Raw genomic sequence first — 11,671 nt, forward strand, 5'->3', positions numbered from 1 at the left:
CGGAGTGAAGACGTAGAAGTCCAGAATGTCCGGCCGGGGTGCCACACCGGGACCGCCGGCGCGGGCCCACGCGGCGATGTCCTCGGTCGCGTCCGGGTCGTTGACCAGTCCGAGCCAGACGGGCCGGGCACCGGCGGCGCGGCCTTCGGCGGAGGGCTGTACGACGATGACGTTGGCCTGGTCGCAGACGTCGAGGCAGCCGGCGACACGTACCGGTGCCACGGCGCGCAGGCGCTCGGTCTGGGCCGTGTGGTCGACACCGGTCACTTTGGGGCTGCCGCAGCAGCAGTCGCGGCACACGACGATGCGGCACGGCACGGGGCCGGTCGCCGTTCCGGTCCACGCGTCGTCAGTCGTTCGTCCGGTCGGCGTTGCGGGCATGCGGTGCCGTCCCTCTCTCCGGGGAGATCCGCCCCGGTGGTCCGTCGAGGAGGCGACCGCGTGAGTCTCCTGGCTCTCGGGCCGATGCTCGTCCCGGCCCTCCCGCCCGTTGCCGGGCAGTGGCCTGTCGGACCGGCTCGCCGATCACAGTGGCGGGACCGCGCCGGATTCACACCGGCTTCCTCGTTCCGCCGTCGCCTTGTCGCGGGCCATCATCCCACCCCGGGGCGCCGTCCCGCCCGCCCGGTTCCGGCCGTCAGTCCGTCTCCTGGGCGTGTGGGGCCGTCGCGGGCGGATGGGTCGGGCGGTCCCGCCCGCCGTCACGGCCGGACACCACCACGACGACCAGCACGACGACGACCGCTCCGGCGGCGACCCGTCCTGCCGCCCGCACCCACCACCCCGGCCGGGCCGCGCCCCCACGCCCGCCCGGCGGGCCCAGCCGCTCGGCCCGCCGGGCCGGTCTCAGCAGACGGAGCAACAGCAGCACCGCGACCGGCAGTTGCAGCAGCCACAGCACGGTGCGCGGCCACTCCCCGTACCAGACGTTGGTTCCGTACAGCAGCGTGTGCCACACGCTCAGCACATAGACGACGATCACGAAACGGTGCAGCCGCCGCCAGGTGTTCGCTCCGATGCGGTGCCGGACGTAGAACAGCAGCCCCAGCGGAATCGCCAGGTACAGGGCGCCCTGTCCGAGCGGGATGGCGATCCTGCCGGTTCCGGAGTCGTACCAGCCCGGCACGAAGGTGTCCGCGAAGCCCACCCACAGCCGTTCCGCCCACGCCAGCTTCGTCTCGTAGCGGACGAGTTCAGCCGCGAACATCAGCGCGTGCGCGAGCATCAGCGCCGTCGTCGTCAGGCTCGTGGTGCGGTGCCAGCGCTCCAGTGCCTGTCGGGAGACCGGCAGCCGGGCGGGGCGTGGTCCCGACAGCAGCAGACCGAGCATGACCGTGCCCCAGGCCCACAGCAGCCCCGACCACCCGAACGCCTGGCTGAGCAGGTACATCCAGTAGGTGCCGGGGTCGTCCATGAACGGCATGACCGCGACGGTGTCCGAGGCACCCGATTCCATGCGCGCGTACAGAAGCGCGAAGACGAGCGCCGTGACCACCACCGCCGCGGCGGCGTCGGGCAGGGCGGACCGCAGGTCGCCGCGCAGCGCGACGCGGTCACCGGGAGGCCGTTGCCGTCCGGGCGGGGATGCCGCCCCGTCTCCGTCCGGCCTCGCGTCTGACAGCATCAGGGGCCTCCCGGGCACGGGCCACCGCAGGGGTGGTGCGCATGTGTCGTGGGACAACAAGTCTGGCTGAGGGGACAGCGATCCCCCGAGGCGGTATCCGGCCAGAGTCGCCACGAGGACCGCACGGGGCACACCTGATTCTGCCTCGCCTCCGCGTCCGAGACAGAGGACCCCGCCGACAGCGCGCGTGCTGCGCACCCTGCAGACCTGCCCGGCTCCCGGCGGCACCCTCGTCCTGGACTCCGCCGGAAAGGAACTCCTGGCCCTCGGGGCCGCCCCGCCCGAGGTGGTGCGACGGGGCGACGATGTGTGAGGCCGGGTCCGCACGCCCTTTCGCCGTCGGCTCGGGGAAACGTAGTATCACCTGGTCATCGCCGCGACGGGAGACAGGAAGCCGGTGCGAATCCGGCACGGTCCCGCCACTGTGACCGGGGAGCGCCCCTCCGACACGCCACTGCGCACCGCGCGGGAAGGCGGAGGGAACGTCGATCCGGGAGTCAGGACACTGGTCCGTCGCGGGCCCGTCCCAAGGAGCGCGGACTCCAGGAGGCTTCACGTGTCCCAGTCGTTCACCCCTGCTCGCACGCGCGGGTTCCTTCGTGCCGCGGCCGCGGCCATTTCGGCGGTGCTGCTGACCACCGGCTGCGGTTCGTCCGGCGAGAGCGGCGGGGACGCGACGGCCACCGCGGCCGCGCCCACGGGCTTCCCCGTCACCGTCGACAACTGCGGCGTGAAGACGACGTACGACAAGCCGCCTTCCCGCGTCGTCACCATCCACCAGCACCCGGCGGAACTCATGCTCGCCCTCGGCCTGAAGGACCGCATGGTCGGCACGGCCTTCCCCGACTCCGCCGTCCTGCCCGAGCTGAAGAAGGACTACGAGTCCATCCCTGAACTGGCGAAGAGGGAACCGTCCTTCGAGACCGTCCTGGACGCCGAACCCGACCTCGTCTACGGCGGCTACGGCAGCGCCTTCGCCGAGAACGAAGGCCGCTCCCGCAAGGCGTTCGCCGACGCCGGCATCGACACCTACCTCAACCGCGAGTACTGCGGCAAGAGGCGGGTGACGATGCAGGACACCTACGACGAGATCCGCACCATCGGCAAGATCTTCGGCGTCTCGGACCGGGCCGACAAACTGGTCGCCGACCTCGAGGGCCGCGTCGACAAGGCCGCTACCGAGGTCGAAGGCGAACCCGAGGTGCCCGTCTTCGTCTACGACAGCGGCGACAAGGCCGCCTTCACCGCGGGCGGCAAGAGCCTGGGCACCGAACTGATCCGGCTGGCCGGCGGAGAGAACGTCTTCGCCGACCTCGACGACGTCTTCGGCGACGTCTCCTGGGAGCAGGTCGTCGAGCGCAAGCCGGAGGTCATCGCCATCTATGACTACGCAGGTGCCGGAAGCGTCGAGCAGAAGAAGAAGTTCCTGCTGTCCCAGCCCGCGCTCGCCGACGTACCCGCCGTCAGGAACGAGCGGTTCGTCGTCCTGCCGCTGACCGCCACCCTGGTCGGCATCCGCTCGGCCTACGCGGTCGACGACCTGGCCCGCGGACTGCACCCCGAGAGCTTCCGGTGACCCGGACCGCCACCGACACGTCCGCCGAGCGGACGGTTCACCTGCGGAAGACCACCGAGCCAGGGGCGGGCCGCACGAGGTTGGCCGGCACGCTGCTCGTACTCACCGCCCTGCTCCTGGTCTCCGCCACGGCGGGCCTTGCGATCGGCTCCGTTCAGGTGCCGCCCGGTCAGGTGTGGGGCATCGTGACGCACGCGCTGGGTGCCGACGGGCAGGAGCCGGGCTGGTCGCGGGCCCGGGAGACCATCGTGGTGGACGTGCGAGCGCCGCGGGTGCTGCTCGGCGCGGTCACCGGCGCCGGCCTCGCGGTGATCGGCACCGCTCTGCAGGCCCTGGTGCGCAACCCGCTCGCCGAGCCCTACCTGCTCGGCGTCTCCTCCGGGGCGTCCCTCGGGGCGGTCGCCGTGATCGTGTTCGGTGTCACCCTCTTCGGGCCGGTCTCCCTGTCGGTGGCCGCCTTCGTGGGCGCCCTGGGCGCGCTCCTGCTCGTGTACGCCACCGCCCGCACCGGCGGACGCATCACCTCGGCGCGGCTCGTGCTGTCCGGGGTGGCGATCGCGGCGATGCTCACCGCGGTACTCCATCTGCTGCTGCTCACCACCGACCGGGGCAACGAGGCCCGCGCGGTCCTCGCCTGGACCCTCGGCGGCCTCGGCGGGGTCAACTGGGGCACGCTGTGGCTGCCCAGCACGGCCCTGCTGCTCGGTATCGGCGTCCTCATGGTGCAGGCACGCAACCTGAACCTGCTGCTGGCCGGCGAGGAGGCGGCCAGCACGATGGGGCTGGACGTGGCCCGGTTCCGTGCGCGTCTGTTCGTCCTGCTCTCCCTCGTCACGGGAGTGCTGGTCGCGGCGGCCGGACCGATCGGCTTCGTCGGCCTGATGATGCCCCACATCGTGCGCCTGTTCGTCGGCGGCGACCACCGCCGGGTTCTGCCGACGGCGGCACTCGGCGGGGCCGTCTTCCTCATCTGGGCCGACATCGCCGCACGGACGATCGCCGCACCGATGGAGATACCCGTCGGCGTGCTCACGGCCCTGTGCGGCGGGCCGTTCTTCCTGTGGCTGATGCGCCGGGACGCCCGGCGCGGCACCGACCGAGGAGTGGCATGACCGCGACCGAACTGAGCGTGGACGGCGTCACGCTCACCGCTGGAGCCCGCCACCTGGTGCGCGACGTCTCCCTGACCGCCCGCCCGGGCGAGACCATCGGGCTCGTGGGCCCCAACGGCAGCGGCAAGTCCAGCCTCCTGCGCGCCGTCTACCGCGTCCTGCGCCCTGACACCGGCCAGGTCCGGGTCGACGGAGGCGACGCCTGGTCGCTGCCCGTGCGGCAACTGGCCCGCACCGTGGCGGCGGTGGTGCAGGAATCGGCAGCCGACTTCGACCTCGCCGTCCGCGAGGTCGTCGCCATGGGCCGCACTCCCCACAAACGACTCCTCGCCGGTGACACCCCCGAGGACGCCGAACTCATCAGCTCCGCGCTCCTGGCGGTCGACGCCGTCCACTTGGCCGACCGCCCCTTCGACCGGCTCTCCGGCGGCGAACGTCAGCGCGTCCTCATCGCGCGTGCCCTCGCCCAGCAGCCCACCCTCCTCGTTCTCGACGAACCCACCAACCACCTCGACATCCGACACCAGCTGTCCGTGCTCGGCACCCTGCGCCGCCTGCCCGCCACCGTGCTGCTCGCCCTGCACGACCTCAACCTGGCCGCCTACTACTGCGACCGCCTCTACGTCCTGCACGACGGCGAAGTCACCGCCTCCGGCCCGCCGGCCGAGATACTCACCCCCCGGCTCCTGGCCGAGGTGTACGGAGTGGCGGCGGAAGTCGCCATCCATCCGCGCACGGGCGCCCCGCAGGTGACGTTCCTCCCCGAGGAGCCACGCGGCTGAAGGGCTTCACCCGACGCCGCCCTGCGCACATCCGCGCCGCCCGGGGCGGAACGGGGAGCATGGCCGACGCCTCCAGGGCACTGGGGTTCTCGCGGGCGAAGGGTGACGACCTGACTCGCCGTGGGGAGTTCCCATGTCGCGTGCTGCGCATCGGCCGCAGGACGCGCGTCGTCGCCGTGCCCTGCTTCGGGTGCTCGAGGGGGGAGGGCCGAGTGCGACGGTGCCCACGCCGGACGCTGCAGCTCACCCGCTCGGAAGCCCCGCCGGGCCGCGTCTGCGGGGCTTGTCATCGAACGCCACGTGATCCGCTCCTACGGCGCCCCGGTACCGCCCATGCCGGACACGCCCGCGCCCAGCGCCCTCCACCGCGCCGTGGTCCGCCCCGGTCGACCCGACACTGACGCGAGGGGCTGCCGTCGGCCGGTGCCGCTTCGGCCGGCCTTCTTCCATGCGTCAGGGACGCCCGACGGCCCGCGGGAACGCCTCGGCGAAGATCTCGGCCGTTTCCCCTGTGGCGGGCAGCCTGCGCCCTCCGGATGCTCGGCGACGGGACGCAGGAGGAGGTGGACCACCAGGGGGCCGCTCATCTGCTGGAGCAGGGGCACCATCGGCAGGTCGCGGATGCGTCCGGCGGCGATCTCACTGGTCAGCCGGCGTCCGACACCGTCGAGCAGGCGGGGGAGGCAGCGCTCGTGCAGGGCCTGCACCACCGACCGGATCGCCGGGACGGGCGAGGGCGTCGGCGAGCACGGCCGGCAGCGCCCGCGGTTCACGCTTCGGGGCGTCGGTCATGAGGCGGTAGACCCTGCGGACGGCCTCCGGCAGATCCCGATGAACCCGACCGCGCCGTTCACACCACCCACCGGAAGCAGCCCCGGTCAGTCGCGATCCCGATAGGCGCGGTCCAGCGCCGCCAGTGCCTCGTCGACGCCCGTCGTGCCGGCGAAGAGAGCTTCGGTCTGCGCGAAGTGGGTCCGCTGGACCTCGGAGTCGGGCCAGCGCTGGTCCATGAACGGGACGGTCGTGCCGGCCTTCTGTCGTTCGGCGGCTTCCTCGACGGCGGGATCGACGGCGAAGGACGTGTGGGGAGTGGCCGGCAGGGTGGCTCCGGAGCGGTTGTACAGGTTCTGCCCTTCTTCCGATCCCAGGAAGCCGATGAAGTCGAGCGCGGCCTCGCGGTGCGGGCTGACGGCGTTGAGTCCGTAGGCGGCCGACACGGCGCCGGGCATCCGGGTCTCCCCGGGATCGTCGGTGGCCGGCAGCGCGGCCGTGCGCGGACCGCCATGCGCGGGAAGCGGCGGCGGGGAAGGCCACGCTCGCCACCGAGCCGGCGCCCTCGTCTCCGTGAGCTCCGGGGAAGCCTGTCCCCGGCGACCGGCGACCGGCGACCGGCGGCACCCGGCGCACCGTCGCCCGGCCGCACGCCACCGCGGACGGGCACGGCAACGATGACAGGAGTGTCGTGGGGTGCCGCGGGCCCCGTCCTCGCCCGACCGGTCAGTGAGCGTTCCCGGCGCTGGCACTCCAGGGTGGGGACGGCTGCGGCGATCGACGACAGGCGGTTCGGGTTGCAGTGGGCCCTGCAAAGGCTCCGCCAGGACTTCGACCTTGCGGCGCTCCGCTCGACCGGTGCGGGACCTCCAGGCGCGCGCTCCCTCCCGGTCCCCGCGCCGAAGGGCTTCCCCGTGGCCTCCCCGGAGCCCTTCCGGGACATCGCCGGCCAGCACGTCCCACGTGGTGGCGGACCGCGTGCCGCGGCTGCGCGAGCGGGGCCGCGCACGGTCCGGAAAAAACTTCGGCGGGAGGCGAATCCTTTCCGGGCCTCCCCGTCTCTTATCCGTGTACCGGCCGAACGGGCCGACAGAACCGGGAGGAAACACCAATGATGGTCACTAGTCTCGTAGTGATCGGAGTCCTGCTCGTGGGCGCGTGCAGCTGGCACCTGATGCGGCGCTACAAGAGCCGGGGCTGACCGGCGCCTGCGCGCGGGGCGCCTCACGGGTATGAGTAGCACATGAACCGACGCTTCTCCTGGCCGGACGAGCGGCTGATCAAGGCCGCTCAGGACGGCGACGTCACTTCGCTCACCACCGTCGTCATGGAATCGCAGCCTCATGTGCGCAAGTTCGCCATATCACTGTGCGCCTCGCCGCAGGACGCGGAGGACGCGGCGCAGGAGGCGCTGATCATCCTCTATCGGAAGATCGGCACCTTGCGGGCCACCGGCGCGCTTGCCTCATGGATGTTCCGGATCGTGCGCAACGAATGCCTCCGGCATGTACGGCTGCTCGCCTCGCGGAGCAACGAGGCGCCGGCCGAACCGGAACCGTCCGCCGAGGACGCGGTGCTGCACAGGCTGGAGGTGGAGCGGATCGCGGCCGCGGTCAGTGCTCTTCCCCGTGATCAGCGGCAGGTCCTGATCATGCGGGACGTACAGGGCCTGCCCGGCAAGACCGTCGCCCGTTCGCTCGGTCTGAGCAACGCCGCGATGAAATCGCGGTTGCACAGAGCACGCGCAGCACTGCGCCACTCACTTGCAACGACCGACCAGACACCCGATCAGGCCATCGACCGACCAGTCGGAGGGGACCCACGACCGTGAACACCATGAAGCCCGCGCAGGGCGTGAAGGACCGGGCCACCGCACCGTCCGCGGCGCCGGGGGCGGACTACGCCAGCAAGTCCGTCCCGCGCCACCTGGCGCGCGGCGCCATCGGCTTCGGGCTGATCATCGGCTCGATCGCCCTGGTGCCCGTCGCCGGCCCGGCCACCCTGCTGGCGGCCCCCTTGGCCCTGATCGCCTTCCGCGGCTGCCCCACCTGCTGGATGGTCGGCCTGGCGCAGACCATCTCCCGCGGCCGTCTGGAGCGTCAGTGTGTGGACGGCGTCTGCACCCTGACCAAGGCGCACCCGGCGGCGGAGGCCGCGGAGGAACCGGCACGACACCACGCCCCGGCCGCCACTTCCCGGTGACCGGGCCGCGGCCCGTGAGCGCCCGTCCCGGCGGCCGATGCCACGCGGAGACCGGGACGGTGCGGTCCTGCAAGCACGACGGGACGACGCCGGGAGGGCCAGTCCGCCGCAAGTACGCGCTGTTTCCGCACGGTTGACAAGAGCCTTACAAGGGACGCCGGTCCCCCCCATTACTTGGCATATTGATTTCGCATACCGTCTCCACGCCATGGCCATTGGTTTACGGGGAGCCAGCTCGATGCTAGGCTCCAAAATGAATCAGGCTGGGCCGACGAGTCGGCAGCGCCGTTGATTGTGCTTCACGGGGGGAGTAAGAGAACCATGATCCGCCATGCCCGGATTAAGGTGGCAGCACCGTCGTCGGACAGCACGGTACGAAGCCCGTCAGACGATGCAGCGGAGAACCTGGAACAGCCGGTCCGGGATGAACAGACGCAGCAAACACCCGATCAGCTCGACGACCGGACAGTTGCCGTCGTCGGGCTTTCCTGCCGCTTTCCCGGCGGGGCAAGCCCCGCCGAATTCTGGGATCTCCTCAGGAACGGCCGCGACGCCATAGCAGAGCCACCCGCGGATCGCGCACACCCTGCCGTTTTAGGTGATGAGTTACCGCGCCCCGGTGGTTTCCTGCCCCATGTCGACACCTTCGACGCCGAGTTCTTCGGCATATCCCCGCGCGAAGCCGCCGCGATGGACCCCCAGCAGCGGCTCGCGCTCGAACTCGCCTGGGAGGCGCTGGAGGACGCCGGCATCGTCCCGGCCACCCTCGCCGACACCGCCACCGGCGTCTTCGTCGGCGCGATCGCCGACGACTACACGACCCTCACCCACGCGGCCGGTCCCGGCGCCACCTCCGCGCACACGGTGACCGGATTGCACCGCGGCATCATCGCCAACCGGGTCTCCTACGTCCTCGGCCTGCAGGGCCCCAGCATGGTGGTCGACACCGCGCAGTCGTCGTCGCTGGTCGCGGTGCATCTGGCCTGCGAGAGCCTGCGCCGCGGCGAGTCCGTTGTGGCGCTGGCCGGCGGCGTCAACCTCAACCTCGCGCCGGAGAGCACCCACGCCCTGGCAGCCTTCGGCAGCCTCTCGCCCGACCACCGGTGTTTCGCACTCGACGCCCGGGCGAACGGCTATGTCCGGGGTGAGGGCGGCGGTGTGGTGGCGCTGAAACTCCTCAGCCGGGCCGTGGCCGACGGGGACCGCATCCACTGCCTGCTGCGCGGTGGCGCCATCGGCAACGACGGCGCGAGCGACACCCTTCCCACTCCCCGTGGAAAGGCCCAGGAACGCGTCATACGCGCCGCCTGGGAAAACGCGCGTATACCGCTGGAACAAGCGCAGTACGTCGAAATCCACGGATCGGGCACCCGGGTCGGCGACCCCGTAGAAGCATCAGCCCTGGGTGCTGTTTTCGCCTCGTCCCGCACTCCGGAGAATCCGCTCAGGCTCGGCTCCGTCAAGACGAACATCGGCCACCTCGAAGGGGCCGCAGGCATAGCGGGACTCATCAAGGCCATTCTCTGCCTCAAAGAGCGGGAACTCGTCCCGACCCTGAACTACCGGACCCCGAATCCGCAGATACCGTTCGACGAACTGCGACTCGCCGCCGTCACCGAAACCGGACCGTGGCCGAATCCCGACGGGCCGCTCGTCGCGGGTGTGACATCGGTCGGAATGGGGGGCACCAACTGTCATCTGGTGCTCAGCGAGTGGCCGGGCGTCGCCGCCGCGGCCGCCGAGAACAAGCCAGAACAGCCAAGGGAATCGGACGAACACGATTCCGTCGCCTGGGTTCTGTCCGGACGCGGTGACAAGGCGCTGCGCGCCCAGGCGGCCCGTCTGCGCGACCACCTCGCCGCACATCAGGATCTCGGTGCCGTCGAGATCGCCCGGGCCCTCGCTCACGACCGCACCGCCTTCACCCACCGGGCCGTTCTGGTCGGCGCCGACCGGAACGACCTGCTGACCGCCCTCGACTCGGTCGCCGACGCCCGGGTCACCCGGGCCGCGGTCGAGGGCGTCAGCCACCGGACCGTCCGTGAGGCGGTGTTCGTCTTCCCCGGCCAGGGCTCGCAGTGGGCCGGCATGGCGGCGGAACTCCTCGACAGCGCCCCCGTCTTCGCCCGGGTCGTCGAGGACTGCGAGCGCGCACTGCGCCCGTATCGCGACTGGTCGCTGACCGATGTGCTGCGCGGGCGCCCCGGCGCGCCCGCACTCGATCGCGACGACGTCGTGCAACCCGTCCTGTGGGCCGTGATGGTCGGGCTGGCCGCACTGTGGCGGGCGGCAGGCGTCGAGCCGGCCGCGGTCGTCGGTCACTCACAGGGCGAGATCGCCGCCGCCACCGTCAGCGGCGCCCTCACCCTGGACGACGCGGCCCTGCTGATCGCCGTACGAAGCGCCGCCCTCGGCGCGCTGGCCGAGCGCGGCGGCGGCATGCTCACCGTGTCGCTGCCCGCCGACCGGGTGCGCGACACCCTCGCCGCGTACCCGCGGCTGAGCGTGGCCGCCGTCAACTCGCCCGGCATGACCGTGGTGGCCGGTGACGGGGCCGCCCTGGACGCCCTGGCCGCGCACTACGGCGAGGACGTCCGTACCCGGCGCATCCCGGTCGCCTACGCCTCGCACAGCCCGCACGTCGACGCCGTACGCGACACGCTGCTGGCCGAGTTCGCCGGTATCGCACCGCGCACTGGGAACGTGCCGCTGCACTCCACCGTGACCGCCGAGGCGCTGGACGGCTCCGGGCTGGACGCCGACTACTGGTACCGCAACCTGCGGGAACCCGTGCAGTTCGAGCCCGTCGTACGGGCACTGCTCGACGCGGGGCACGAGCTGTTCATCGAGATGAGCCCCCACCCCGCGCTGGCGCTCGCCGTCCAGCAGACCGCGGAGGCCGCGGACCTGCCGGTCGCCGCGCTGGGCACACTGCGCCGCGGGGAGGGCGGTCCGCAGCGCCTGCTGCTCGCGTTCGGCGAGGCGTTCTGCCACGGCGCGGAGGTGGACTGGTCCGCCGTCCTGCCCGCCGGCACCGCCCGTGCCGAGCTGCCGACGTACGCCTTCCAGCGGCGCCGCCACTGGATCTCCGGGCAGCCCCACGCCGCCCGGGCCCTGCCGCCGGCAGGCACCGCGCCGACGCCGCAGGCCGCGGCGCTCCCGGAGGACGCCGCAGGCGGCCACCGGGCCGAGCCGGACCGCTCACTGACCGGCCCGGCCGCCCTGGAGCTGGTACGGGCGCACACCGCCGCCGTTCTCGGCTACGACTCCGCCGCCGAGATCGAACCACGGCGGACGTTCAAGGAGCTGGGCATCGACTCGGCGATGGTCGTCGAGCTGCGCAACCGGCTCGTCACCGCCACCGGGCGCAAGCTCCCCACCACGGTGGTGTACGACCGCCCCAGCCCCGCCGGGCTGGCCGCGCTGCTCGCCGACGCGCAGCATGACGCGGCGGTCCCCGAGGCCCGTTCCGATCAGGACGATCCGATCGTGATCGTCGGCATGGGGTGCCGTTTCCCGGGCGGGGTGGACTCGCCGGAGGCGCTGTGGCGGGTCGTCGCCGAGCAGCGCGATGTGATCTCGGGTTTCCCGGCCGACCGGGGCT

The 11,671-nt window shown here is 72.1% G+C and carries 10 protein-coding genes and 2 riboswitches; of the genes, 7 read left to right on the top strand and 3 right to left on the bottom strand.

Annotation, left to right across the window (positions count from 1 at the left end; genetic code table 11):
* On the bottom strand, positions 1-381 hold a 381-nt coding region (locus tag RIM90_RS26995; protein WP_309063358.1), incomplete at its 3' end, for a (2Fe-2S) ferredoxin domain-containing protein.
* A 62-nt stretch (positions 382-443) separates the two neighbouring features.
* Positions 444-569: riboswitch (cobalamin riboswitch) on the bottom strand.
* A 68-nt stretch (positions 570-637) separates the two neighbouring features.
* Positions 638-1,624 (bottom strand): ferric reductase-like transmembrane domain-containing protein, encoded by a 987-nt coding sequence (locus tag RIM90_RS27000; protein WP_309063359.1) that lies wholly within the window; start codon positions 1,622-1,624, stop codon positions 638-640.
* Between the two features lie 187 nt (positions 1,625-1,811).
* Here RIM90_RS27000 and RIM90_RS27005 point away from each other — a divergent pair, with 187 nt between their 5' ends.
* The 4 genes from RIM90_RS27005 to RIM90_RS27020 all read left to right on the top strand — a co-directional run bounded on the left by RIM90_RS27005 (position 1,812) and on the right by RIM90_RS27020 (position 5,094).
* Complete coding sequence (locus tag RIM90_RS27005; protein ID WP_309063360.1) at positions 1,812-1,937, top strand: hypothetical protein; 126 nt, start codon at positions 1,812-1,814, stop codon at positions 1,935-1,937.
* Positions 1,938-2,010: 73 nt separating this feature from the next.
* Positions 2,011-2,132: riboswitch (cobalamin riboswitch) on the top strand.
* Between the two features lie 48 nt (positions 2,133-2,180).
* Positions 2,181-3,200 carry an ABC transporter substrate-binding protein gene (locus RIM90_RS27010; RefSeq protein WP_309063361.1) on the top strand — a complete coding sequence of 340 codons (1,020 nt, stop codon included), beginning with the start codon at positions 2,181-2,183 and terminating at the stop codon, positions 3,198-3,200.
* Positions 3,197-4,312, top strand: coding sequence for a FecCD family ABC transporter permease (locus tag RIM90_RS27015; RefSeq protein WP_375165569.1), 1,116 nt, complete (start codon positions 3,197-3,199; stop codon positions 4,310-4,312). Before RIM90_RS27010 ends, RIM90_RS27015 begins: the two co-directional genes overlap by 4 nt.
* Positions 4,309-5,094, top strand: coding sequence for an ABC transporter ATP-binding protein (locus tag RIM90_RS27020; protein WP_309063362.1), 786 nt, complete (start codon positions 4,309-4,311; stop codon positions 5,092-5,094). Before RIM90_RS27015 ends, RIM90_RS27020 begins: the two co-directional genes overlap by 4 nt.
* A gap of 878 nt (positions 5,095-5,972) precedes the next feature.
* On the opposite strand, the gene RIM90_RS27025 is transcribed toward RIM90_RS27020, so the two are convergent.
* On the bottom strand, positions 5,973-6,323 hold the full coding sequence (locus tag RIM90_RS27025) for a hypothetical protein (protein WP_309063363.1): 351 nt from the start codon (positions 6,321-6,323) through the stop codon (positions 5,973-5,975).
* Positions 6,324-7,108: 785 nt separating this feature from the next.
* On the opposite strand from RIM90_RS27025, the gene RIM90_RS27035 reads away from it, so the two are divergent.
* The 3 genes from RIM90_RS27035 to RIM90_RS27045 all read left to right on the top strand — a co-directional run.
* Complete coding sequence (locus RIM90_RS27035) at positions 7,109-7,696, top strand: RNA polymerase sigma factor (protein WP_309063364.1); 588 nt, start codon at positions 7,109-7,111, stop codon at positions 7,694-7,696.
* A gap of 5 nt (positions 7,697-7,701) precedes the next feature.
* The gene (locus tag RIM90_RS27040; protein WP_309063367.1) at positions 7,702-8,067 is read left to right on the top strand and encodes a hypothetical protein; all 366 of its coding nucleotides are present in this window, start codon (positions 7,702-7,704) and stop codon (positions 8,065-8,067) included.
* A 405-nt stretch (positions 8,068-8,472) separates the two neighbouring features.
* Positions 8,473-11,671: type I polyketide synthase (locus tag RIM90_RS27045; RefSeq protein WP_375165570.1), on the top strand; the 3,199-nt coding region annotated here is incomplete at its 3' end.

It is taken from the genome of Streptomyces sp. (assembly GCF_031181555.1).
GTDB classification, from domain to species: domain Bacteria; phylum Actinomycetota; class Actinomycetes; order Streptomycetales; family Streptomycetaceae; genus Streptomyces; species Streptomyces fimbriatus.

Bases quoted from the DNA above. Each gene is read 5' to 3' on its own strand.
- RIM90_RS27000 (WP_309063359.1), bottom strand. From the start codon at position 1,624: ATGCTGTCAGACGCGAGGCCGGACGGAGACGGGGCGGCATCCCCGCCC.
- RIM90_RS27020 (WP_309063362.1), top strand. From the start codon at position 4,309: ATGACCGCGACCGAACTGAGCGTGGACGGCGTCACGCTCACCGCTGGA.
- RIM90_RS27025 (WP_309063363.1), bottom strand. From the start codon at position 6,323: ATGCCCGGCGCCGTGTCGGCCGCCTACGGACTCAACGCCGTCAGCCCG.
- RIM90_RS27035 (WP_309063364.1), top strand. From the start codon at position 7,109: ATGAACCGACGCTTCTCCTGGCCGGACGAGCGGCTGATCAAGGCCGCT.
- RIM90_RS27040 (WP_309063367.1), top strand. From the start codon at position 7,702: ATGAAGCCCGCGCAGGGCGTGAAGGACCGGGCCACCGCACCGTCCGCG.